The sequence below is a fragment of the Ruegeria sp. BHSB172 genome, assembly GCF_059613165.1.
On sequence record NZ_JBXWRZ010000002.1, the window covers coordinates 132,264 to 156,290 of the forward strand.

Here is a 24,027-nt window from a genome sequence, read left to right on the forward strand (position 1 = left end):
CCTGGAGTTTACAATGAAGAAACTGACTGCAACGCTCGGCCTCCTGGCCTTCACGACCCTGCCGGCCCTCGCTCAGATGAACCACGGCAATATGGACCATTCCAACATGCCAATGTCCTCCGAACAGATGGAAGGCGCCGTACACGCAAAGGCCGTCGTTAACTCGATCGGCGACGGCATGGCCAATGTCAGCCACGACCCAATCCCGGAGATCGGCTGGCCAGCGATGACGATGGATTTGCCGCTTCTCGACAACGCCCAAATGATGGGTGAGATTGCCGCGGGCGACGAGGTTACGCTTATGCTCGTGAAGGGATCGGACGGCATGTACGCAATTGGCGCGATGATGCCGAACTGAACCTCGGAACACAGCGACCGGCCACTCCGCGCCGGTCGCCCACAATTCTATGACGGGGCTGGGATATGAACCGAAACCTCTACCGCTTACTGGGCGCGATCTCGATTTGCCTATCAGCAACTTCTCTTATGGCGCATTCCGAAAAGTAAGGCACAACGCCTATGGACGGTACACGGCTGACCGAAACGCCCGAGATGATCCACATGGTGTTCGACAACCAGAACACGATCGCACGGCAGCGTCAGGCTTGACCGCAGGCAACTTCGTTGCATCATGCCTTGCTTATTGCACGCAACCTGCCGAGGAAGAGGCCCAAGCATGAAGACTGCTCTTATTCTTGTGGATATCCAGAATGATTATTTCGAAGGTGGAAAATGGCCCGTTGCCAATATGGCAGAGGCTGCTGTCAATGCAGCACGGCTCCTGAAGGCAGCCCGGACGAAAAAGGATATGATTGTCCATGTGCACCATGAAATGCCGCAAGGTGGGCCGTTCTTCGTCGCAGGTACGGATGGCGCAAGGATCAATGATACAGTCTCACCGCAAGGTGATGAAACGACAGTTCTGAAACACAGACCCAACAGCTTTCACGATACCGGGTTGGAAGCTCTGCTTCGCGATGCGGGGGTAACCAGCGTCACGATTTGCGGAGCGATGTCACAGATGTGTATCGACGCGACGGCACGCGCAGCACGCGACCTCGGGTTCGATGTGACCGTCATAGAAGATGCTTGCGGCGCGAAGGAAACCTCTTTTGGGAACGTTACAGTGCCGGCCGAATTTGTTCACGCCACTATTATGGGGGCGCTGAACGGCAGCTACGCGACTGTAACCAATACAGCTTCCTACCTTGCCTGAGCCCCGAACGGGTGGCATGCGACATCCCACATAGCGAAGCGCTGACCTAGCACCATGCGTTATCACCCCGGGCAACACGGCTAGCGACTTCAGTATCTTGCTCCGTGCCTTTGCATAACCAAAACGGTTCATCGGCAAGGTAAGATATGCAGCCCCTCCGAAAGCTCCTTTTTGTGAACCAGAAGGCGCTCACCAACGAGAAGTTCACGACTTCAGGGCTTATAGAAATCCGATGTCCTTTGACGGCTGGCGAGCCACCAGCCCGATTGTACGGGCCATTCCGTAAAGTCGGTGTCGTGGCCCAGATCTCTGGCGGCATGAAGCGCCCATTGCGGATCGACCAGAGCCTCGCGCGCGATGGCGATAAGATCCGCAGCCCCGTCAGCAAGGATTTTTTCGGCCTGCAAAGGGTGCGTTATCAGGCCCACGGCCATCGTTGCCATGCCGACTTCGTTACGGACGCGATCAGCATAGGGAACCTGGAAACCCGGTTGCCGCTTTTGCGAGCCGCTTGCCGTTGCGGCCCCGGCGATGCCGCTTGAGGAACAATCCATCACGTCGACGCCAATGTCCTTGAGCGCACGCGCCAGCACAACAGTGTCCTCGAGGCTCCACCCATCGGGCGACCCGTCGACCGCCGAGGTGCGAAAGAACAAGGGCAGGTCTTCCGGCCAGGCGCCGCGCACCGCTTCGGCGATTTCGAGGGCAAGCCGCATGCGCCCGATCAAATCCCCGCCATAGGCGTCCTTGCGCCTGTTCGAGAGCGGCGACAGAAAGCTGTGCAGCAAGTAACCGTGGGCGCCGTGAATTTCGACTATCCTGTAGCCGGCCTCTCGCGCGCGGTGCGTCGCGGACACGTAATCGTCGATCAAGGCCTTGATCTCGGACACCGGCAGCTCATGCGGAACGGGCCAGCCATCGGCAACAGGTAGCGCGCTTGGCCCGACCGGCGTCCAGGGCATGTCGCCGCGGGCGATATCCGCGTCGTTCAGAGGGCCATTGCCGAACCACGGCCGCTGCATCCCTGCCTTGCGCCCCGCATGCCCAAGCTGGAGCGCCGGAATGGCACCGTTCCGCAGCGCGAATTGTGCAATCCTTGCGTGACCCGGAATCTGGCTGTCGGCCCAAAGCCCGGGGCACCCGTGCGTGATGCGCCCGGCCTTTTGCACCGCGGTCGCCTCGGTAAAGACGATGCCGGCGCCGCCAATCGCGAAGCGGCCGAGTTGCACAAGATGCCAGTCATCCATGTGCCCTTCATGCGCCGAGTACTGGCACATCGGCGAGATGACGACACGGTTGCGGGTTTCGACGCCCCGAATCCTGAGGGGCTGGAACAGTCTTGGGGTCTCGGTCATCGGCATGCTTCCTTGCAAGATCATTCCATCTTGCATGCATGTTCACGCAGTTCAATCAGACGGCAGCGCGTTGAACGGTCGACCGGCGCTTTCCCCCGCCAGCGCTAGTCGCCGGAACAGGGAACATCGGGGCGCACGATCAGCGCCCTGGGTTACCGCCCACCGGCCCCGGAAACCGTCGTCCCGATGGACCAGAGGCCGACTATGCACTAACAGTCAAACTGGACCACTCAGGTGGGGCTGATCAACGCGACATAGGTCAGCTCAGCGGACTTAGCTGGCATTCACCTTGAAGCAAAAAGTTAGACGAACGCCTTATCATTGGAAAACTGCGGGAGCTGGAAATAAGAAAGCGCTAGATTTTCGATTTGGTCTCGGTATTTTTTGTAAGCGTCAGTCGCGAACGTAACACACTTACCATTGCATCATAAGAAAATGAATTTTGCCGCAAGATAACGAAACGCAAGCGAGTACTAACAAGATTGCAAGACGTCTTGCAGCCATACTGGCTGCCGACGTGGCCGGATATAGTCGTCTTACCAGCGTCGATGAAGAAGGCACTGCTAAAATGCTCTTAGAGCATAGATCAGTGACTGATGCGCTTATTGAGAACTTTGGTGGTCGGATTGCCAACACCGCTGGCGATAGCATTATTGCTGAATTTGCGAGCTCTGTCGAAGCGGTGCGATGTGCCGTTGAAATTCAGGAAGCAATTCGGACACGCAACCTCTCGGTTCCGTCGTCTTCACAAGTTCAGTTTCGCATCGGGATAAATGTCGGAGACGTGATCCTTCAAGATGGTGACCTTTTAGGTGACAGCGTAAATGTGGCCGCTCGACTAGAAAGCCTCGCTGAACCCGGTGGGATCTGCTTGTCTGGCGAGGTACACGACCAGATACAAGGCAAGCTGTCCCTTGGGTTCCGTGCTATGGGAACCAAGCGACTAAGAAACATTGATCGTCCGGTGCGCGCTTACAACGTTGAGGGCATCCAAGATGTCAGTGCGCGCAAAGAAAACAAGCTGCGCATTCTGGCCGCGGGAGGTGCCTTTTTCGCTGCCGCCTGCTTGGGTCTTGTGTATGTTCTAACTGCTCGTGACAGCACTACAACGCTTTCTGGTGGGTCGCCGCCGTGGACGTCTGAAAGCAACCTGGATGCACCTCCACTGCCCCAGATGTCTGACGTTGTTGCATCAGGCGAATGGAATGAACATTCCTATTATGCAATTTTGACATGGGGCAGTTCCTGGCAGTCAGCTGTTGCAGATGCCAAAAAAAGGGGTGGCTATTTAGCCTCCATTACATCCGAAGCGGAGAACAGTTTTGTTTTCGAACTCATTAAGAACGATGAGCGCTTGTGGGATATGCATCAGGATGGGCAAGCTTTCGGACCTTGGATCGGCACATATCAGGAAGAAGGTGCCATTGAGCCAGACGGTGGGTGGGCGCTGGTCAGCGGCGAACCGGTTACGTTTTCGAACTGGTCAGAAGGCCAGCCAAACAATCATGGTGGGAACTCGGACGTCGTTCGGTTCCACAATTACGTTCACCAGCCTTCACCGTATTGGGACGATGCAAATGGCGCCGGATCAGCACGAGGGTATATTTTGGAAGTTGAGCGCGTGGATAGTACTAAATGAAAAAAAGCGGGCCTTTGACGTTGTAAGTATCAATACATTCCAATTCTTTGAGTACGGGGAACCTGAAGAAGCATAATGCAATTATTCTTTAGACATTGGATCTTATCCGTTTTTGTCGCGTCGTCGATCAATTCGACGTCGGCAAGCGCGCAAAACGTGACGTTCCCAACGGACTTCTTCGCTGAACGCCTGCAAGGCTCTGCATGCTCGAAGTTTTTTTCTTCATCTCGCCTGAACAGTGACCTTAAGATGATTTCAGCACTAAGTTCGGCGAGCATGACGAGCACCAATTCTCTGACCGTCAACCACGATGCCTTCTCCAAAAGGTGGACAAAGCTCTTAGAAGTTTCATATGGCGCGGCGGCAAAAGGTGACGCCACGGCCGGGAATAAAATCTTGGGCACTCTGGTCAATCTTGCGCAAGCGAACGCCCTGCTGAATGCCCCATCATATAATAGCGCAAAAAAAGTGGAGTGCTGGAAAGGTGGCCGAAGCGACCGACCATGTCCACTGCATGTTGTGCAACACACTGGGTATACTGGCGTTGCAATGTTGTATTCGGCCATTGTGCTTGAGGAGTACGCAACACCAGATCAGAAACGAATTCTGGATACGTACTTTGACAAGATCTACAAGAAATTCATTTCCCCACTGGCGTCAAACGGCGCGCAAAGTGACGGATTGTATGAATTTGGAGACTATGGTTTGGGCGTGCTTGCCTACGCTAGGTGGAAACGTGATGCACGGCTGGCCAAAAGCGAAATACGCAAGCGCCGCTCCTCTTTCATCAAAAAGATAGATGCCCAAGGCATGCTGAAAGAAAACTCATTTCGCGGCTACCGCGGCTATTGGTATCACACTCTGGGAGCAGAAAGCGCCTTTGGTTACGCGCTAGTTGCCAGAAGTTTCGGCACCGACTTTTTCAAGGACGCCAAACTTGGCCCAAGGTTTCAGAACCTTGCTAATCAAACGGTGAATGGTGGGCGGAGTTACTCTGATTTTCGGGAGCGCGCCCTGCAAAAATCTCCGAAAAATGCAATCAAGGACCCAAACGCAGAAATCCCCCACATGCATCAATTCGCTGTTGGCTTACCGATCATCTTAAAGCGGGAATATGGCTACGATGTAACAACAGCGTCAGCTTACAGATCAAAGGGCCGTCTCGAAACAATCAGCAAAATAACAGGTTTCAACGCTGATTGTTACTACTCCAGTTTTCGCTGAGTTCGGCAGCTTATCTGTTGCTGCGTGGCAAACTGAGAAATTCTAACGTTCTGCTTTGGGCTCGGTGCGGACGCTCGCAGTATTCTCGTGAGCGTCTGCTGCGCGGACAAAGCGCTCACTGGCTCACTCTAGGTTTCACGGCGGGACGCCCAAAGATGAAGTGGCGATCCAGCGGCGATATCTCCAACCGAAACAAGCCCGGCGTTCTCCGCCATAGTCGCCAGTTCTTTGTCGCTCCAGGCTCGACCTCCTGAAATTGTCGTCCGCAGGTCATTGAGAGCAGCCAACTTGCGATCCTCTGGCACGCGATATGCGGCCGCAAACAGCCATCCCCCCGGCTTGAGTGCCTGTTGAAGGTTCTTGAAGGTCTGGTCAATGATGGCCTCGGGAAGGAAAATGACCGGTACGAAGATAACGTCAAATGCAGCATTTTCCTTCAGGTCGACGACGTTCTCGTTTCTGAAGGTGACGCGATCGGTTAGCCCGGTTTGTTCCAAGTTATTGGCGGCAAGGTCCAGAGCAGGCCCGAGGATGTCTATGCCGATTGCGGTAAGCGATGGCCATTGCTGGGCCATGGAAAGAGAAATCCATCCGACGCCGCTCCCAACATCAAGAAACCGTGGAGCGTTTGACAGGGTGGCCTCGAATTCCGGCTCTTTTGCCGCGTACTCGGTCAGCAATTTAGTCACGAGCCGGGATGAACGTCCCTGAGTTTCGAGAATGCCGGGGTCGTCGAACGACCAACCAAAGCTGCCGTCGTCGGGTAGTTCTAGTAGATGCAGCATTTGGCGCATGGCTGCCCTGACAAACCCATACAGCGCGTCCAGTTCTTCGTCCGTCAAGCCGTCCAGCAAGTCGGGCTCGAACGCGTCGACGACAGCGTCAAGTTTCGAGGTAAGAGTATCATTTGGTCGGAGGTGGCCTGAGGCCGCCCCAATTCTTGCGCCCAGCGCAGCGAGTGCGTCTGCCGCCCTGATGTGTTTTTGGATTGCTGCCATTGCTTCAGGAAAGGCCATAGTCTCGCTCCCTTCTCCTCATCGGTATACTCTTCACTCGAAGCAAGTCGGCGTAAAGCACTTGGGCACTTTGGCCTCGTGTTCACTCCGAAGTGGGTTGCTCGACCACTGCCAAAGCGGTGCTGGTCCGCTCGTACAGCTCTTCACCTATCCGGGTGTGGCGTTCGAGCTCTGCGATCTCATCTGGGTCGGTCTCGTGGACCATCGCCTCACGCAGATCGTCGATATTGGCACGGAGGTCAGGAAGCTTTCTACGCCAGTCGTCCAATACCTTTTTCTCTCCTTTGGTCATTGGTCCGACAATGCGCACCTTACCAGTTCGAAAGTCGATCTTGATGTGATCCGGATGCGGAATGGGCTTATCCATGGTTTTTTTCCCGGCTTCTGCGCGCCTGCGCAGTTCCTTCTCCCATTCGATTTTTTAGGTCAGCGCCTTGTCCAGATATTCAGCGTGAAGCATGTTGCGGGAGCTTTCCACCTCAGCCAGCAACTGTGAGAAGAGCCGCTGCGCGCGGTGCTGGCCCTTGACGGCGTTCACAGCCAGAGACCGCATGACCGCCTGTACCATGGGGATTGTCACGCTGCGGTGCCCTTCCCGGATCGTGATGTCGCGGTATGCCTCATCGAGAATGATATCTTTCATACGTTCCTAATGCATGCCCAGACGTTTGTTCTTTGATCCCCGAGGCCGCCCCTTCGGATTACCAGACTTGCCCGGTTTGAAGCGGGCGTCTTTCGGCGGTTTACCATATCCCACGTCATAGCCGGGTCGGGCCACGAGCCCGCGCTTGTCCTTGTCGCTGCCCATTCCGCCGCCTCCATCGCCTTGTTTGTCACCGCTGGCGTCCAGCCGCAGAGAACCTGCGCCGCCTCGTCCCTGGCACAGGCCCCCCAGCGGGCAATGATGCGATCACAATAGATCTCGTCAAACTCGCAGAGATAGGCGCGCCGGCCGGTTTTCTCAGCCGCGATCAACGTCGAGCCGGGTCCGCCAAAGACATCGAGCACAATGTCACCGCGTCCGGACACATCGCAGACGGCATCGGCAATCATCTGCACGGGCCTTACGTTCGGATGTAGCGCCAGTTCTTCCATGCGCCCTGCCCGCATGGTGTTGACGTCGCGATACTGCCAGACATTGGTCCGGTAGCGCCCGTGCTGCCCCAATTCAAAAGTGTTGATATGCGGCGCGTCCCCCTTCTTGAAGGCAAAGATCAAGTCGTGCCGTGAGCGGTAGAAGGTGCCCATACCTCCGTTGTCCTTGACCCAGACAATCAGGTTCTTGAGATCGTCGCAGACCCTCTGCCCCGCTGCAAGTATCTCGCCCATATGACGCCAGTCCATGCAGATGAAGTGGATCGAGCCGTCGACACTGTGATCAACAAGGTTGCGGAACGCGCGCCGCAAAAAGCGCGTGAACTCTGATGCCGACATCTCATCTGCTGCCATGGTTTCGGAGGCATTTTGCGGAGCGATGCATCTACCTGCACGCCTGTCGAACCAGGTCAGAGGCCGGGCCGGTGTCTTAAAGTGGGTCAGGTTTTTCTACCGCACGCGCCCATTCAGCCCTTGGCGTAAAACCTTTAGCGATGATCCATTGCCTGAGACAAGACGAAAATCAACCCGATCGTCAGGAGCAGAGAGAGAAGCCAAAAACACGCCGGACACCGTCCAAGGATTAGCCAGTAGCTCAAGTCGGTTAGCAGCATTGCAAAACTGTTGTAGTCTTGGCTTGAGTTTGAATGGCCGAATTAGATTATGCAGTTGACGTTGTTCTCGAAAATAGCAGGGCTGTCTCTTGTTACTTGCGTGTCTGCAATTGTTTCGGGCTTGACGTTGCTGGCGCGCGGCACAGGCATTCTCGAGCCTGTTGAACTCGCCCATTATGATTTTGCCACTTCACAAGCTGCATCGTCCGATCTCACGCCCGACGTCGCAATAGTTGCCGTCCGCGACAATGAACTCGCTAAATGGGGATGGCCGATCAGTGATGAGCAACTGGCCCGGCTAATACATGCCGCTTTGGGGGCAGGCGCGAAAGTGGTGGGTGTGGACATCCTTCGCGAGCGCCCGGTCGAACCTGGTGCCGCTACGCTGGAGGCGGTACTGAAAAATCCGCGTGTCACGACGATCGGCAAGCTGGGGAATGCAGGCGACTTCGTTATCACGCCGCCAGATGTCTCTTTGAAAAGGGGCTCATTCGGATTTGCCGATGTGCCAGTCGACCGTGACGGCGTGGCGCGTCGCTCGCTGCTTCTGGTGAACGATGGCCAAACGTTGAAATACTCTTTTTCACTCCAACTCGCATTCTCCGCTTTGGGCATCGCCGAACTGACCCCGTGGCCCGACGACCCCCAGGTTTTGAAGCTGGGCAACATACCCGTGCCGCCTTTGAGCTCGGATTTCGGCAGCTATGCCAGGCTGGACGCAAGTGGCTATCAAATCATGGCTCATTTTGCCCAGCGCCTGCCCGTGGCACCGATGCTGTCTGCTAGGGAATTGCTGGAAGGCGAAACCGATTTGAGAGGGAAAGTGGTTCTGATCGGACTAATCAGCGATTCGATCAAGGATCATTTCGTTACACCGCTGAACCGGAATTCTGGAACTCAATATGTCTACGGGCTTCAGGTTCACGCGGCATTGGTCCAGCAATTGGTTGACCACGTGCAAAACGGACTGCGCCCGATAACGGACCTACCACATTGGATCCAGGGCTTCATGGTTGTTGCTGCCAGTGTGTTGGCTTCGGGGATCGTTGTCCTGTTCCGGAACCCGGTCTTGGCAATCCTGCTTGGCGGAGCCGGGGCCCTTGGACTGTTGGGAGGAATGACATTCTCGTTGAACTGGCACCTCTGGTTGCCCGCTGTGCCGGTTACCGCCGCGTGGATCACGGCCTTTGTGCTGACGTTCATCTTTGTGGCTTCACGTGCGCGGCAACAACGTCGCGTCATGTCTCAGCTCTTTGAAAGCCAGTTGTCGCCGGAACTGGCGCAGGAAATCTGGAACCAGCGGGCATCCATACTCTCCAAGGGCGAAACGATCCCGCGGCGACTGCAGGTGAGTTTGCTGTTCGCCGATGTGGTCGGCGCTACGACGGTGGGCGGTAAAGCTGAACCTGATGCCTACCTTGCTTGGATTGGTACGCTGCTTGACGCTCTCAGCGAAGATGCCGCTTGCCACGGTGGATTTGTCGAGAAGTTCACCGGTGATGGCATCTTGGTTGCCTTCGGTGCGCCCCTGGCCCGCGAGAGCGGCAAAGAACTGACCGATGATGCCCGCGCAGCCTGCGCTTGCGCCCTCAAAATGCGCGAGACGGTTGCACGACTCAACTCGGCAGACGGTGTTCGCTGGCCATATGCCATGAGGATTGGGCTTCACAGCGGGCTGGTTTTTGGCGGGACGATCGGGCGAAAGGGCTCGATGCGCTACAATCTGGTCGGGGATGCGGTTAATGTTGCGGCTCGTATCGAAGCCTATGCCAAGACGCTGGAAGGTCGACAAATTCAGCCTGTTACGATATGCTGCAGCGAAGAATTTATGCTCCTTTTGGATGGATTTGCCGAGTGCTCGCCCGCAGGCACTCTTCTGCATGACGACAAAACGACAACCCATCGGATTTATACGATCGCGGGACTAATTCGGTAACCGACATCGGGTGTTTCGATGAAACTCGACTTCTTGGTTATTCCTGCTTTGGCTGTTGCGACGTTTTTTGTCGGCGCAGCCTCGGTCACAGCGGAATCAAAGAAGGCTGACGAGTCCAAAGAGCAAACTACAGTTGTTTTCGTTCCTCCGGCCTCGGGCGTGCCAGCCGACCGCGTTGGCGCGGGCACCCGAGATCTCGAGGTTTCTGGCAAGCGGGTTCGTGTGATTGCTCCCGACGGAGGTGGATTATCTTCTGAAAGCCGCCCTCTTGTCGTCTGGGAGTTGACGGAACCATTTGATGGTATCATGCAAGCCGAGGTCATCTTGCTGGAGGAAGGGGTGCGGGTTGCCGGGACAGCCCAAAACGCACGTTTCCGCCCCGGACTCTACGGGCTCGACATGGCAAGGGGCGACAGAGATCTGGAGCCGGGGCGAATCCATGCGATCACGATCTATCTGGCCGATGGCAAAACGCGCGAAGTCGTAGAGCGAGCAACCAGCCTGATCGAGCGTAGCGGACCGCGCCTTGGGAACGCAGCAGAGGCGGCATCAGCAGGCATCTGGTTCGATGCGCTTGGATACCTGACCGATATCGACTTTTCGGGTCGTGTCCGCGTGCAGGATGTCAGCGGTTTCACGCAGCTTCTGCAATCGGCAGGACTTTGAAACGGGAAAGCAAAGATGAGACTCGAGTTTCTGTCGAAGGCTTCAGCCAGGAAGAGACAATTTATTCGTCTGGCCGCATGGTTTTTGCTACTCGCTTCCATCCTTCCATCGGTGGCTGCGGCGGAAAAACGCGTCGCACTTGTGATCGGCAATTCCGACTATGAGTTCGTCAGCAACCTCGGAAACCCGGCCAATGACGCCGAGGACATCGCGAAGGCACTAGAAAGAATCGGATTTGCAGTAACATCCGGCCTCAATCTGGATTATCGCGAGATGCGTCTTGCGATTCGGGATTTTGCCGAAACAGCTCAAGACGCGGATATGGTGTTTGTCTACTTCGCTGGTCATGGCGTGGAAATCGACAAGACCAACTACTTGATCCCTGTAAACGCCGAACTCCGAAGCGACCGGGACGTAGAGTTCGAGGCGATCAGGCTGGATGCGGTCATCAATGCGGTGGCCGATACGTCGGCTCTCAAGGTCGTCCTGGTGGATGCGTGCAGAAATAACCCGTTCCTGACCGACATGCTCCGAACCTCGGCGACCCGCTCGGTCGGGCAGGGCCTTGGGCGGATTGATCCCGGTGGCGTACTGGTGGGCTACTCGGCACGGGGTGGAACCTTGGCGTTGGATGGTGAGGGGCGAAACAGCCCTTATGCCGAGGCGCTTCTTGCCCATATCGAGGAGCCAGGGCTTGAGATTGGAAAGATGTTTCGCAAGATCCGCGATTCCGTTTATCGGACAACCGACGGGTATCAAGAGCCGTTTACCTACGGTTCGCTTCCGGGCGAGGACATTTTTCTGGTGCCAGAGGTTCAGGTCGCAGCAATGACTCCAGTTCCGGAAGCGCCCTCCATTGGACAAGAAATCGCAGCGGGTTTCGCTGATGCGGATCAAGATGGCTCTATAGGTGCCTGGCAAACTTTTCTGGAACGGTTTGGTGTTCATGAGGCACACCCCCTGGTTCGTTTGGCTGTGCGCAAGCACGAAGAACTCACCCGTACTGCCGCCGCACCACCCACGAGTGACGTTGAAAAATCGGCCTCTAACATTCAGAATGAACTGACCGCCTATGCTGCTGCCGAAAAAATTGCCTCTCCACGCGGCTGGGCACTCTATTTTGAGCGCTTCCCGACCGGAAGGCTATCCAAAAGCGCGATTGTGCGCGAAGAGCAGGCCCTCTTTGACGATCTTCAAGCCCGAGCCTTCGGACGGTATCGCACGATCCGGGACGGTGAAGTCATGAATGCGGAAATGCGAAGGCTCGGCTTGGAAATGCTCGATCTGCCCAAGAAGCTGGTGTCCGAGATGCAGTGGGCACTGAAATCCAGGGGGAACGATATCGGGCAAATTGACGGTCAGATCGGTCCACGGACCATCGGGGCGATCGAGAAGGTTCAACTTGCGCTGGGCTTGCCGAAGACAGGACTGCCAACGCGTGCGACCTTGGCCGCCCTTGGCCAAATTGACCGCGACACCCCCGCATCCGGCCTTTTTTCCACTTCGGGGGCGATAGCTCGACCTGTTGATCCCGAGGCAATAGGGATTCTGGAAAACGATACTAGGCTTGCCAGAGTCGTCCGCACTTTCAAGCGAAAGCCCCTAATCTACGGTTTTTTCCAAGGGAGTCTGTACGTGGCCGTAGATCTCGGTACCACGATCGGAGAACCTGACCTGGACGCGTATCTCAGAGAAGTCGGTGGCAAACTCGTCGAAATCGAAACGAAGGAGGAAGAAGAGTTCGTAGTTGATATGGTTCGTTTCGATCAAAAACTTTGGACTGCTCAAGCGTCGAGCATAAAAAACAATTACGGGCCTGCGATCGGGTTGACCAAGACTCCGTTGGGATGGCGCTGGCGCTCAGGTTCGGATTTGACATTGGAAAACTGGGCGCCTGGGCAACCTTCGCTCAAGGACGCCGAAGCGATGTATGGGATGCTGGTTCCCGTCGATAGATTATCAAGAAACGCACACCGAGTTGGCCGAGTAGGATGGATGCCAAGCCGTTTTATCTCCCGCCAACTCATCATCGAGATAAAGTGAAACTGAGCATCCGAGCATTCGCTGACTGCGAAAGTGTTGGCCTTCGGTTTGGTGGGCAACTTGCCAGTCCTTGGCTAATTTCAGATACCCCCTCCCCTTAGGCTCGGGACCCATTGATTTCCGCCGTGCAACATGATTCATCGCACCCAAAGCAAGCGGTGAACATGTCAGATCGATTCCGGCTGAGCGACGAGCAGATGGCCCGTCTGGAACCCGTCATGGGAAGGCGCAAAGCGCAGTGACCTCAAAGCAGAGAGCGCGCGGGGAGCATAACCTGACGTTTGTCCCCGAGAACCGAGAACTCTCCTGCATCTAAATAAAGAAGCAACTGCAGGAGGTTGATCGATGAAGTACCTGTCTAGCCACCTGCGGTTTTTTCGTGAATGAGGCAGTCTTGGCTGGTCTCCTCTGGTCCAACCTTTCGCCCCCGATTGCGGCGTTATTCCTGTCGACGGGGCCTCGCGCGATCCCGAAATTATTGCCAGACGTCGCTGGGCGTTTGCACCCAATATGCAAAGCTTGATGTCGCGCTGAAATCAGCCAGCCCGAAGGCCGGCTGATCCGTCCGACCTCCCCTCGATAGGCGCCTGCATTGCACCCTAGATCCTTTCGATTACGATCTATGCCGCCTGCGCCGCCAGCCTGCGTTGTTCTTCTCGCGAAAAGAACAACAGGTAAAATACCGGCGCAGCGACCATGGTCAGGACCGTCGCAAAGGCCAGACCGCCCATGATCGTGACCGCCATCGACACGAAGAAGGCGTCGGTCAGAAGCGGCGCCATGCCCAGGATCGTGGTGATCGCCGCCAGCATGACCGGACGCAGTCGCGAAACCGAGGCCTCGATGATCGCCTCGCGCAGAGGCTTGCCGGTGGCTCGGACCAGGTCGATTTCCTCGACCAGCACAATGCCGTTCTTGATCAGCATACCCGACAGGCTGAGCAGACCCAGAAGCGCGGTGAAGGTAAAGGGCAGCCCCGTGCCCAACAGCCCGATCACCACACCGTTCACCGACATCGGCACCAGCAGCCAGATGATGATCGGCTGCCGGATTGCGTTGAACAGCAGCACCGAGATCAGCACCATGATCAGAAGGCTCAGCGGCAGTTGCTTGCCCAGGCTCGCCTGTGCCTTGCCCGAATCCTCGAACTCGCCACCCCATTCCAGCTTGTAGCCCAGCGGCAGGTCCATCGATTCGATGGCGTCGCGCACCTCGGTATGCACTTCCACGGCAGTCAGATCGGCGGGGATATCGGCACCCACGGTGATGGTCAGCACCCGGTCGCGCCGGTGCACCAGAGTGTTGAGCGCCTTGTACTGGAACCCGTCCACCATCTGCTCGATAGGTACGAATTTCTGGGACTGGTCCGAATACACCACCTGATCGACGATCGAATAGTCTCCGTCCGCCGGACGGCGCAGGATGATGGGGATAAGACGGTCGCGCTCCCGGAACACGCCGCCGGTGATGCCATCGGTCGAGAATTGCAGCGTCGCGGCAATGTCCTCGCGGGCAACGCCAGCGGTCTGGGCGCGTTCGGTCGCATAGATCGGCTGCAGCACCAATTCCTGCTCGCGCCAGTCGTGATGTACGTCCAGCGCGTTGGGAGATGCCTCTGACATGCGCCGCACCGCCTCGTCGGCCAGTCGCCGCAGCACGACCGGATCGCTGCCCGAGAACCGCGCCTCGATCGGGGTGCCGCCGCCGGGGCCGAAGACCAGGCGCTTGGTGCGGAACTCGCCCTCGGGGAACCGGGCCGAACCGAAGGCCTTAAGCTCGGCCTGAAGCGCGGGGATGTCCTCGAGCGTTTCGGTGCGGATGATCATGTGCCCATAGCTGGGGTTCGGCTTTTCGGCCGAATAGGTCAGCATGAAGCGCGTCGCGCCCTGCCCCACGAATGTCGCAACAGAGACCACGTCGTCACGCTGGGCCAGCCAGTCCTCGAACACGGCCATGTCGGCGGCCGTTCGGTCGATCGGGGTGCCCTGCGGCAGCTTGTAATGCACGAAGAACAGCGGCGTGTTCGAGTTGGGGAAAAACTGCTGCTTCATCAGCCCGAAGCCCGCATAACAGGCCACCGTGATGCCCACCAGCCCGGCCACCACCAGCCAGCGGAACCGCAGCGCCCAGGCCAGCGTCGCGCCATAAAGGCGGAACAGAAGGCCACTGTATGCGTCGATCTCTCCCTCTTTACCCTGATTGAAGAAATAGTGCCCCAACAACGGCGTGACCGTGATCGCCAGAACCCAACTGAGCAGCAGCGAAATGCCGATCACCGCAAACAGCGAGAACAGGAATTCGCCCGTCGCATCCGGGCTGAGCCCGATTCCCGCAAAGGCCATGATGCCGATGACCGTGGCCCCTAGCAAAGGGATCTGGGTCTTGGAGGCGGCCTCGTCTGCGGCATCGCGCGAGTTCTTGCCCTGCAGCATCGCGATCTGCATCCCTTCGGCCACCACAATGGCGTTGTCGACCAGCATCCCCATCGCGATGATCAGCGCGCCCAGCGAGATGCGCTCCATCTCGATGGAAAACACCGCCATGAACAGCAGTGTGCCCACCACCGTCAAAAGCAAGGTCGATCCTACGACGACGGCCGCGCGCCAGCCCATGAAGATGCCCAGCACCACCACCACGATGGCCACCGACATGGCCAGGTTGACCAGGAAATCGTTCGAGGCCTGCTCGACCACCACATGCTGCTGGTAGATGGGCAGAATTTCCACCCCGGCGGGGATTTCCACGTCCAGTTCGGCCAGCTTGGCGTCGACGCGTTTGCCGACCTCGACGATGTTCTCGGTCGACAGGCCGGCGATGCCTAGGGTGAATGCCTCGACCCCGTTGAAGCGGATCAGGATGTCGGGATCGGTCTGGCGGGCGCGATAGACATTGGCCATGTCGAACAGGTTGATCACCTGCCCTTGCGAGCCGACCGACAGCCCGGCGATTTCCGACACGCTGTCGGACCCGTCCGCCGTCAGGATCGTGGTGCGGTGATCCTCGGCCCGCAGGGTACCCGATTCCTGAACCGAGTTGGCGTTGGCGATAGCCTCGTTGATCGCGGTCAGCGGAACGTTCTGGTTGACCGAAATGGCAAGGTCAGGCTCGATGAAGATCGCCTCGTCCGGCAGGCCCTGCACCTCGACATCGGCCACGCCTTCGACCGTCAGCAATTCGCGGCGCAGAAAGGTGGACAACTCGTGTTTTTCCGCGTCGGTGAACCCTTCGGCGGTGACGGCATAGAACAGGCCGAACACGTCGCCGAACCCGTCATTGACGAACGGCGCGCTGACCCCCGAGGGCAGACCGCGCGACGCATCGCGCACCTTGGCCCGCAGGCGGGTCCAGATGTCGGGCAGTTCGGACCCGTCATAGGTGGATTTGATCTCGACCTCGATCAGCGACTGGCCCGGGCGGTTGACCGAGGTGATGACATCGACCTCGCCCATCTGCTGGATGGCGGATTCCAGCGGCTCCGAGACCTCTTCTGCGACCTGCTCGGCGGTTGCGCCGGGATAGCTGGTGATGATGACGGCATTCTTGATGGTAAAGGCGGGGTCTTCCAGCCGGCCCAGCGCGGAAAAGCCCCAGATGCCGCCCAGCAAGGTGACCAGGATGATCAGCCAGGTCTGGATCGGCCTGTCGATCGAGGCGCGTGCGATATTCATCGTCGCCCCCTTCAGTTGGCAAAGCCGGCAAAACGCCGGACGGTCTGCCCGTCGGTCAGAACCGCGCCGCCCGCGACGACGATCTCATCCCCATCCGAAAGGCCGGTCAGCACCCGCACGTCGCCCGATTGGGTGGGCTCGACCGTGACCGGAACCCATTTGACGGTTCCTTCGTCGGCGCCCGCGGGCGAAAACACCATCACGCCAAGATTGCCCTCGGCGTCGGGAACGATGGCGGTGGGGGGCACGATGATGCCGGTGCGTTTGTCATCGACTTTGACGTTCACCGTGACCGATGAGCCGGGCAGTATCCGCAGCCCTTCGGGCGGCGTCAGGCCGAACTGGATGCGGAAGGTCTGACCGACGCTGGATGTTTCGGCGTCGAATTCGCGGATTTCCAACGGGAACACTTGATCGCTGGCCGGGAATTTCGCGGTGATGGTGAATCCATCCTCCTGGCTGGTGCGCTGGAACAGGATTTCGGGCACGTCCACCTCGATGCGCAGTTCCGACATGTCATGGATGCGCACGATCGGGGTGCCGGCCGAAACGGTGGTGAAATTCTCGACCTCGCGCCGCGAAACCAGTGCATCGAATGGCGCAGTCAGGGTGGCATGTTCCAGGTTGTATTCGGCGTCGCGCACGGCGATGGCCGCCAGTTGCGCGGCGGTTTCGGCATCATCGACGGCGACCTCGCTGGCGGTGGTGCCACGCAGACGCGACAGGCGCGCAAGCGTGCGGTCGGCCTGTTCCTTCTGAAGCTTGGCGCGATCCAGCGCCAGCTCGAACGGTTCCTGATCCAGCCGGGCGATCAGGCCGCCCTTGGAAACCTCGAAGCCTTCGTTGACGGGCAGTTCCAAGATCTGGCCGCCCACCTGAAACGCCAGGTCCACGGTCTGGCGCGCAGCCACACGGCCGAAGAATTGCCGCGAGAAACCGGGGGCAGTTTCCTGCACCACCATCAGTTTCACGGGTTTCACCGCTTCCTGCGCGGCGATCGGCGTGGCCACAAAGGCCAGGGCAAGACCCAGAGAAGTCAGCAGCTTCATTTCGTCAGTCCCTCGGGTATTCCCGTTTTCAAGATGTTGGCCCGGATCTTGCAGGCAAGTCGGGCAAATTCGGCGGTTTCGGCGTCGTTCAGGCCCGAGGCGCTGCGAAACAGCTCTCCGGCGGTGGCAACCAGCATGTTACGGGTCTCGGTGCCCTTGTCGGTCAGCACCAGGAGCCAGGCCCGGCGATCGCTGGGGTCGGACTGACGGGTCAGATAGCCTGCGCGCTCCAACGCGTCCGCCGTGGCGGTGATCGTCGACGGCACGGTCAGCATGTCAGCCGCCAGCACGCCCATGCGCTTGGGCTGGTCCAGCTTGACCAGCATGTGGCATTCCTGCTGACTGAGGTCGGTTTCGATGCTGGCAAAGCTTTCTTCCAGCTTCCAGTACAACGCATAGACGCCCATCATCGCCTGGATCTCGGGCGTCAGGCTGGACAGCCGCTGGCCGATTTCTGTCGTCATGTTCTTCTCCGCACGGATCAGGCGGTCATATACTTCAACTAATGAACTATTCAAGACTTGAAGTTAAAGTTTGGTTTCCACGCTTGATTCCCTTGGGTCAACCTCTCTTGATCTGGGGGCGTTGTGATTGCATTTTGGGCGAATCCGAAACGTTCAGGACCCGACATGTATACGCCCGCAATCACCGGTACCGGGGTTTTCACGCCCGAAAACGTCATCACCAACGCCGAGCTGGTCAAAGCCTTCAACGCCTATGCGGACAAGATGAACGCCGCCAACGCCGAGGCCATCGCTGCGGGCGAGATGGAGCCGATGCAGCATTCCTCGGAAGAGTTCATCGTCAAGGCATCCGGCATCGAGAACCGATATGTCATGGACAAGACCGGCGTACTGGACCCCGAGGTAATGCACCCCCTGCTGCGCCAGCGCAGCGACGACGAGCCGGGTATCATGACCGAGATGGCACTGGACGCCTGCCACAAGGCGCTAGCCCAAGCGGGGCGGACGGCGGCGGATGTCGATCTGGTGATCTGTGCCGCGTCGAACCATGAACGGGCCTATCCCGCCATCGCCATCGAAATCCAAAAAGAGCTGGGCATCACCGGGTTCGGGTTCGACATGAACGTGGCCTGTTCCTCGGCCACGTTCGGCATCCAGGCGGCAGCCGACATGATCCGGTCTGGGTCCGTGCGGGCGGCGCTGGTGGTCAACCCCGAGATCTGCTCGGGGCACCTGGAATGGCGCGACCGGGATTGCCACTTCATCTTCGGCGACGTGGCCACGGCGACTCTGATCGAACGGATCGAGGATGCCAAAGGCCCGCATTTCGAGATCCTGTCGACCCGCTGCGCGACCGAGTTTTCCAACAACATCCGCAACAACAACGGTTTTCTGCGGCGCACCCGGCCCGACGGGCTGAAGGATCGCCGCGACATGCAGTTCATGCAGAACGGACGCAAGGTGTTCAAGGAAGTGCTGCCGATGGTCAGCAAGCACATCAGCGACCACATGGCCGCCGAAGGCATCCAAAGCAGCGATCTGAGGCGCCTGTGGCTGCATCAGGCCAACAAGACGATGAACGACTTCATCGGCAAGAAGGTCCTGGGCCGCGAACCTGAGCCGGGCGAACAGCCCAACATCCTGCAGGACTATGCCAACACCTCGTCGGCCGGATCGATCATTGCCTTCTCGAAATACTCCGACGACCTGCAGGATGGTGACATCGGCCTGATCTGTTCATTTGGGGCGGGGTATTCGGTGGGGTCCGTCCTCGTCAAACGCCACGCCTAGAGGGGCCGTTCCGCCAAGGTCGGTCCAAATGAGCCGCTCCGTCACGTCAGGCATGAAAGGTGTCGGGCGCAACCTGCCCAGACGGACGTTAGCTGACGCTTTCTTCTTCCAGATGCAGCTTCATTTCGATCAGCACCTGCTGCAGCATCGAGGTTTCCTTCAGCAGGCGCTTGGCCTCGTTCACGGTAATGATCCCATCCTCGATCGCCGACTGGTATTCAGTCATCAGCATAGCGAAACGCTGGCTGAGCGCGATCACGTCCGAGTTGACACCGCCCGTGCGGCTGCGCTGTGAATTTCGCTCGTCATAGGACAGGGTGATGTTCTTCAGATCGGCCAGCGCCGAGGTCACATGCGGATAGGTCGCGACCGCCTCGAGCCGGGCCACCGCATCGACAGGCATGAACCTGTCGGCGTGCTCGGGATTGTCCGAATAATACCGGCCCAGAGTTGCCTTCGACTTTCCGGTGATCTCGCATGCCGACTCGATGCCGACATCCTTGACCAGGGCTTCGGTGTGTTTCTTCAGATAAGGCCCGATATCCGCCATGTTCTTCCCCGAGTCTTCGACATTGCCCTCCCGGCTGTCCACTCCGGGGAAAGGGTAGGAATAATTCCCATACAGGAATAATCTTTGAAATGCCATAAGTTTGCCATCCCTCGAAGAACCAAGGGATATCTGAGTGAGTGGCGGCAATATTCAGCCGGTAATGAGTACAAGCAAAGCCAATCTGATTGGCTTTGCGGAAGGTTCGGTCGAATTGCGACCGGCGGTGTCGCTGTTGCGTGCACGAGGTAATCCATCCCCAAGAGCCAAGCTCTGCCTCTGCAACCGCAACGGCGGCGTCGACCTTCCCCCGGCATCGCGGCCGGAACTGACCGCTTGCCCGCGCCGACGCGTCCGATTAGACCCGGGCCATGGCCAAGCTGTACTTCAACTACTCAACCATGAACGCGGGCAAATCGACAGTGTTGCTGCAGGCCTCGCACAACTATCGCGAGCGTGGCATGGACACCTATCTGATGACCGCCGCCATCGACGGACGTGCAGGGATGGGGCGCATCGCTTCGCGGATCGGGATTTCGGCCCAGGCCGACACGTTCCGCCCCGAGGATGACGTGTTCGCAATGGTTCGCGACCGGCTGGACCAAGGGCCGGTGGCTTGTGTCTTCGTGGACGAGGCGCAGTTTCTGTCCGAAACCCAAGTCTGGCAACTGGCGCGCGCGGTCGATGACCTGAACGTGCCGGTGCTGGCCTATGGATTGCGGGTGGATTTCCAGGGCAAGCTGTTTCCCGGCTCTGCCGCCCTGCTGGCGCTGGCGGATGAAATGCGCGAGGTGCGCACCATCTGCAAATGCGGGCGCAAGGCCACGATGGTGATCCGCCAGGACGAAAATGGCCGCGCCATTACCGAAGGCGCGCAGGTGCAGATCGGCGGAAACGAGACCTATGTCTCGCTGTGCCGCAGACACTGGCGTGAGGCTGTGGGCGCCTAGACCGGGTTCGGCAGCGGACGCCTCGCAACAAAGGCCGCCACGTTGTCCAGTGCCATGTGCCCCATGTCGGTGCGCACCTCTTCGGTCGCGGTCCCCAGATGCGGCAGCAAGGTCACGTTTTCCATGTCGCGCAGGGCCTCCGGCACGGCGGGCTCGAACTCATAGACATCCAACCCCGCCCCGGCGATCTGACGCGCCTGAAGCGCATGGATCAGCGCGGTCTCGTCCACTACTTCGCCGCGAGCAATGTTGATCAGGATGGCAGAGGGGCGCATCGCCGCTAGCACCGCGCCGTCGATCAGGTGGAATGTCTCGACCCCACCGGGGACCGCGATCACCAGGAAATCGACTGCCGAGGCAAGCCCAGAAAGATCAGAAGCACAGTCCGCGGGAAAGTCCAGCGTCTTCGGGCTGCGCGAATGATAGGCGACCTGCATGCCGAACCCGAAATGGCAGCGCCGCGCAATGGCCTGCCCGATCCGGCCCATGCCGACGATGCCGACCCGCTTGCCCGTCACATGATGGCCCAGCATCTGGGTCGGGTGCCAGCCTTGCCACGCACCCGACCGGACCAACCGTTCGCCCTCGCCCGCGCGGCGCGCCGTGGCCAAAAGCAGGGTCATTGCGATGTCAGCGGTGGCGTCGGTCACCGCGCCGGGCGTGTTGGTGACCTGCACCCCGGCCGCGCGCGCGGCGGCCACGTCAATATGGTTGAAGCCCACGCCGAAATTGGCCAGCAGCCGGCAGCGCGGCTGGGGCACCTGCTCGAACACGCGGGCGGAAAACAGGTCGCCCAACGTCGGGATCACAACGTCGAACGCGCGCAGAGCATAGAGCAACTCGTCGGGGTCCAACGGCGCGGTGCTGTCGCGGATTTCGGCGCCGTACTCGGTGCGGGCGCGGTCGGTGACCGCAGGCGGCATGGGGCGGGTGATCCACAATTTCATCAGTGCATCCGCCCGCCCAACGGCACCTTGCCGTCGGGTCCGATCAGAACGATCTCGCCGTTTTCGTCAGGCAGGCCCAGCACCAGAACCTCGGACATGAACCGGCCGATCTGGCGCGGCGGAAAGTTCACGACCGCCAGCACCTGTTTGCCCACCAGCGTTTCCGGCTTGTAATGCGCGGTGACCTGGGCCGAAGTCTTGCGTTCGCCGATCTCTTCACCGAAATCGATCCACATCTTGATCGCGGGCTTGCGCGCCTCGGGGTAAGGTTCGGCGCGGATCACCTCGCCCACGCGGATATCGACCTTGAGGAAATCGTCGAAGGAAATCTCACTCATGCGACAGCTCCTTCGAGCGTTCAGTGGCAGCGGTGACGGCGCGCTTCAGCAGCGCCGGAAAGCCGGTTTCCGGGTCCATCAACACCTCGAGTGCGGCCTGCGTGGTGCCGTTGGGCGAGGTGACGTTGATGCGCAGCTGCGCGGGGTCTTCCTCGGCCGCCATGGCCAGCGCCCCGGCCCCGGCCACCGTGGCCTTGGCCAGGTGCAGCGCCAGATCGGCGGGCAAACCGTTGGCCTGACCGGCGGCGGCCATGGTTTCGATCAGGTGAAACACATAGGCCGGACCCGAACCGCTGAGACCGGTCACCGCATCCATCTGGCCTTCGTCCTGAAGGCGCACCGTCTGGCCTACGGCCGACAGCAGGCCCTCGGCCAAGATCATGTCGTCCTCCGAGGCATGATTGTTGCCGATCAGCGCGGTGATGCCCTGCCGGATCGCCGCCGGCGTGTTGGGCATGGCGCGCACGATCGGCGTATTCGCGCCCAGCGCTTTTTCAAAACTGGCGATCTGGGTCCCCGCGGCGACCGAGATGAACAGGCTGCCGCCCCCACCCAGCGCCCGGATCGCCGGCAGCGCATCACCCATCATCTGCGGCTTGACCGCCACCAGAACCACCGCTGGGGATTCGGGCAGCGCAGTGTTCAGGTTGACCCCCTGCGCCCTGAGCCAATCCGAGGGGTTCGGGTCGACCACCCAGACCGAGGCGGCGGGCAATCCGTGCTCCAGCCAGCCGGCCAGCATGGCCGACCCCATCTTGCCGCATCCCAGAAGCACCAGCCCCTGATCTGCGACGCGTGACATGTCCATGATCGCCCCTCCCCTGCTTTTGCGGTTCAGGGCAAAGCTTTACGCGCGGCCGTAGGCCTCTGCAATGGCGACTTGCATCGCCTCTTCGGCACTGCGGTTGCCCCAGGTCACCAGCTGGATCGCCGGATAGTAGCGCTCGGCGCTCAGAACGGCGGCGGTGATCATCGTGTCGATCTGCTCGGGGCTGGCCGACTGGCCACCCGCCAGAACCAAGCCGTACCGATAGACCATCAGCTTCTGGTTAGCCCAATAGGTGAAGGCCCCGGCCCAGCATTGATCATTCATGTGATTCAGCAGTTCGTACAGATCACCAATCCGGTCGGATGGCGGCTCCATCTCGAACGAACAGACCATGCGCAACGTTTCGTCGTAATTGGACCAAGCCAGGGTGATCGAGTAGGTGCGCCACTGGCCTTCGACCGCCATGGCGATCTGGTCGTCGCCGATCCGGTCGAAATCCCAGTCGTGATGCTCGGCCAGATGTTCGACAATGTCGATCGGATGAAGATCTTCTTCCAGAAAATGCTCGGACAGGGCCATGATGCCACCTCACTGAAAATCTAGCATTTCGGGGCTGGCAGCGCCCCAGCGCTAGTTGCCTGCTCTACAAGCCGGGCTTCCCCCTTTGGCCTGTACTAAATATGGTGCGCTGCAGGCCGGACTCTGACAACCCCCAAACTTGGGGATAACAGCAATAAGTTGTGGATGGATGGCAACGGCGATCAAAATATTGGCGGCAATCGCAGGTTTGTCTTGATTTATGCTCAACTGACGGCAAGATTCACCTCACCGCAGGATCCCGGCCCGGACCCTGCGAAAAGGAGCGTTTTTTCCGAAGTTTTTGACCAGGGATTCGGGCGCGGAGCGCCCCGACCTGGCTTACTTGTCCAGCTTGGCCTCCAGCGCGGCGATGCGCGCCTCGAGCGCGGCGTTCTCTTCGCGCGCCTTTTGGGCCATGGCGCGGACGGCGTCGAATTCCTCACGCGTGACGAAATCGCGATCGGCCAGCCAACGGTCGAGCAGCGACTTCATCGCATTCTCGGCCTCTTCCCGCGCGCCCTGGGCCACACCCATCGCGTTGGTCATCAGCTGGGACATATCGTCCAGAAACTTGTTGCGGGTCTGCATGTCACTTCTCCGGTATCGCGGTTGACCCCTATAT

General features: G+C 58.9%; 23 protein-coding genes. 9 read left to right on the forward strand and 14 right to left on the reverse strand.

Annotated features, from left to right (window positions below; translation table 11 throughout):
* Positions 1 to 13 precede the first annotated feature (13 nt).
* Positions 14 to 358: a copper-binding protein gene (locus AC2FM3_RS01635; RefSeq protein ID WP_496678544.1), complete on the forward strand. Its 345-nt coding sequence runs from the start codon at positions 14 to 16 to the stop codon at positions 356 to 358.
* A gap of 318 nt (positions 359 to 676) precedes the next feature.
* Positions 677 to 1,216 (forward strand): cysteine hydrolase family protein, encoded by a 540-nt coding sequence (locus AC2FM3_RS01640; protein WP_496678546.1) that lies wholly within the window; start codon positions 677 to 679, stop codon positions 1,214 to 1,216.
* Positions 1,217 to 1,428: 212 nt separating this feature from the next.
* Here the strand turns inward: AC2FM3_RS01640 and AC2FM3_RS01645 are convergent, their stop codons facing one another.
* Positions 1,429 to 2,571 (reverse strand): NADH:flavin oxidoreductase/NADH oxidase, encoded by a 1,143-nt coding sequence (locus AC2FM3_RS01645; protein WP_496678548.1) that lies wholly within the window; start codon positions 2,569 to 2,571, stop codon positions 1,429 to 1,431.
* A 442-nt stretch (positions 2,572 to 3,013) separates the two neighbouring features.
* Here AC2FM3_RS01645 and AC2FM3_RS01650 point away from each other — a divergent pair, with 442 nt between their 5' ends.
* Both AC2FM3_RS01650 and AC2FM3_RS01655 read left to right on the forward strand, forming a co-directional pair.
* Positions 3,014 to 4,210: an adenylate/guanylate cyclase domain-containing protein gene (locus AC2FM3_RS01650; protein WP_496678550.1), complete on the forward strand. Its 1,197-nt coding sequence runs from the start codon at positions 3,014 to 3,016 to the stop codon at positions 4,208 to 4,210.
* A gap of 75 nt (positions 4,211 to 4,285) precedes the next feature.
* Complete coding sequence (locus AC2FM3_RS01655) at positions 4,286 to 5,434, forward strand: hypothetical protein (protein ID WP_496678551.1); 1,149 nt, start codon at positions 4,286 to 4,288, stop codon at positions 5,432 to 5,434.
* A gap of 128 nt (positions 5,435 to 5,562) precedes the next feature.
* On the opposite strand, the gene AC2FM3_RS01660 is transcribed toward AC2FM3_RS01655, so the two are convergent.
* From AC2FM3_RS01660 to AC2FM3_RS01675, 4 genes are all read right to left on the reverse strand, one after another.
* Complete coding sequence (locus AC2FM3_RS01660; protein ID WP_496678552.1) at positions 5,563 to 6,450, reverse strand: SAM-dependent methyltransferase; 888 nt, start codon at positions 6,448 to 6,450, stop codon at positions 5,563 to 5,565.
* Between the two features lie 82 nt (positions 6,451 to 6,532).
* Positions 6,533 to 6,817, reverse strand: a complete 285-nt coding sequence (locus tag AC2FM3_RS01665) for a hypothetical protein (RefSeq protein WP_496678554.1) — start codon at positions 6,815 to 6,817, stop codon at positions 6,533 to 6,535.
* 54 nt (positions 6,818 to 6,871) lie between these two features.
* On the reverse strand, positions 6,872 to 7,093 hold the full coding sequence (locus AC2FM3_RS01670; RefSeq protein ID WP_496678556.1) for a DUF5681 domain-containing protein: 222 nt from the start codon (positions 7,091 to 7,093) through the stop codon (positions 6,872 to 6,874).
* Positions 7,090 to 7,899, reverse strand: coding sequence for a DNA-methyltransferase (locus tag AC2FM3_RS01675; RefSeq protein ID WP_496678558.1), 810 nt, complete (start codon positions 7,897 to 7,899; stop codon positions 7,090 to 7,092). Before AC2FM3_RS01675 ends, AC2FM3_RS01670 begins: the two co-directional genes overlap by 4 nt.
* 309 nt (positions 7,900 to 8,208) lie before the next feature.
* Here AC2FM3_RS01675 and AC2FM3_RS01680 point away from each other — a divergent pair, with 309 nt between their 5' ends.
* From AC2FM3_RS01680 to AC2FM3_RS01690, 3 genes are read left to right on the forward strand one after another with little or no spacing between them, the layout of a single operon-like run.
* Positions 8,209 to 10,095: a CHASE2 domain-containing protein gene (locus tag AC2FM3_RS01680; protein WP_496678559.1), complete on the forward strand. Its 1,887-nt coding sequence runs from the start codon at positions 8,209 to 8,211 to the stop codon at positions 10,093 to 10,095.
* Between the two features lie 18 nt (positions 10,096 to 10,113).
* A complete protein-coding gene (locus AC2FM3_RS01685) occupies positions 10,114 to 10,761 on the forward strand; it encodes a hypothetical protein (protein ID WP_496678561.1) in 648 nt (215 codons plus the stop codon).
* 15 nt (positions 10,762 to 10,776) lie between these two features.
* Positions 10,777 to 12,804: a caspase family protein gene (locus AC2FM3_RS01690; protein ID WP_496678563.1), complete on the forward strand. Its 2,028-nt coding sequence runs from the start codon at positions 10,777 to 10,779 to the stop codon at positions 12,802 to 12,804.
* 620 nt (positions 12,805 to 13,424) lie between these two features.
* On the opposite strand, the gene AC2FM3_RS01695 is transcribed toward AC2FM3_RS01690, so the two are convergent.
* From AC2FM3_RS01695 to AC2FM3_RS01705, 3 genes are read right to left on the reverse strand one after another with little or no spacing between them, the layout of a single operon-like run.
* Positions 13,425 to 16,472: an efflux RND transporter permease subunit gene (locus AC2FM3_RS01695; RefSeq protein ID WP_496678565.1), complete on the reverse strand. Its 3,048-nt coding sequence runs from the start codon at positions 16,470 to 16,472 to the stop codon at positions 13,425 to 13,427.
* 11 nt (positions 16,473 to 16,483) lie between these two features.
* On the reverse strand, positions 16,484 to 17,521 hold the full coding sequence (locus AC2FM3_RS01700) for an efflux RND transporter periplasmic adaptor subunit (RefSeq protein ID WP_496678567.1): 1,038 nt from the start codon (positions 17,519 to 17,521) through the stop codon (positions 16,484 to 16,486).
* Positions 17,518 to 17,985, reverse strand: coding sequence for a MarR family winged helix-turn-helix transcriptional regulator (locus tag AC2FM3_RS01705; protein ID WP_496678569.1), 468 nt, complete (start codon positions 17,983 to 17,985; stop codon positions 17,518 to 17,520). The genes AC2FM3_RS01700 and AC2FM3_RS01705 overlap by 4 nt, the downstream gene beginning before the upstream one ends.
* A 165-nt stretch (positions 17,986 to 18,150) precedes the next feature.
* Here AC2FM3_RS01705 and AC2FM3_RS01710 point away from each other — a divergent pair, with 165 nt between their 5' ends.
* The gene (locus AC2FM3_RS01710; RefSeq protein ID WP_496678570.1) at positions 18,151 to 19,275 is read left to right on the forward strand and encodes a beta-ketoacyl-ACP synthase III; all 1,125 of its coding nucleotides are present in this window, start codon (positions 18,151 to 18,153) and stop codon (positions 19,273 to 19,275) included.
* Between the two features lie 88 nt (positions 19,276 to 19,363).
* Here AC2FM3_RS01710 and AC2FM3_RS01715 read toward each other — a convergent pair whose 3' ends face one another.
* Positions 19,364 to 19,825 carry a hypothetical protein gene (locus AC2FM3_RS01715; RefSeq protein ID WP_496678671.1) on the reverse strand — a complete coding sequence of 154 codons (462 nt, stop codon included), beginning with the start codon at positions 19,823 to 19,825 and terminating at the stop codon, positions 19,364 to 19,366.
* 368 nt (positions 19,826 to 20,193) lie between these two features.
* Between AC2FM3_RS01715 and AC2FM3_RS01720 the strand changes: the two genes are divergently transcribed.
* Positions 20,194 to 20,772, forward strand: coding sequence for a thymidine kinase (locus tag AC2FM3_RS01720; RefSeq protein ID WP_496678572.1), 579 nt, complete (start codon positions 20,194 to 20,196; stop codon positions 20,770 to 20,772).
* On the opposite strand, the gene AC2FM3_RS01725 is transcribed toward AC2FM3_RS01720, so the two are convergent.
* From AC2FM3_RS01725 to AC2FM3_RS01745, 5 genes are all read right to left on the reverse strand, one after another.
* Positions 20,769 to 21,719, reverse strand: coding sequence for a 2-hydroxyacid dehydrogenase (locus tag AC2FM3_RS01725; RefSeq protein WP_496678574.1), 951 nt, complete (start codon positions 21,717 to 21,719; stop codon positions 20,769 to 20,771). The genes AC2FM3_RS01720 and AC2FM3_RS01725 overlap by 4 nt on opposite strands.
* The gene (locus AC2FM3_RS01730) at positions 21,719 to 22,057 is read right to left on the reverse strand and encodes a tRNA-binding protein (RefSeq protein WP_496678576.1); all 339 of its coding nucleotides are present in this window, start codon (positions 22,055 to 22,057) and stop codon (positions 21,719 to 21,721) included. The genes AC2FM3_RS01725 and AC2FM3_RS01730 overlap by 1 nt, the downstream gene beginning before the upstream one ends.
* Positions 22,050 to 22,865, reverse strand: a complete 816-nt coding sequence (gene proC / locus AC2FM3_RS01735; protein WP_496678578.1) for a pyrroline-5-carboxylate reductase — start codon at positions 22,863 to 22,865, stop codon at positions 22,050 to 22,052. The genes AC2FM3_RS01730 and proC overlap by 8 nt, the downstream gene beginning before the upstream one ends.
* A gap of 39 nt (positions 22,866 to 22,904) precedes the next feature.
* Positions 22,905 to 23,405: a type III secretion system chaperone family protein gene (locus tag AC2FM3_RS01740; protein WP_496678579.1), complete on the reverse strand. Its 501-nt coding sequence runs from the start codon at positions 23,403 to 23,405 to the stop codon at positions 22,905 to 22,907.
* 339 nt (positions 23,406 to 23,744) lie between these two features.
* A complete protein-coding gene (locus AC2FM3_RS01745; protein WP_005981581.1) occupies positions 23,745 to 23,993 on the reverse strand; it encodes an accessory factor UbiK family protein in 249 nt (82 codons plus the stop codon).
* Between the last annotated feature and the right edge of the window lie 34 nt (positions 23,994 to 24,027).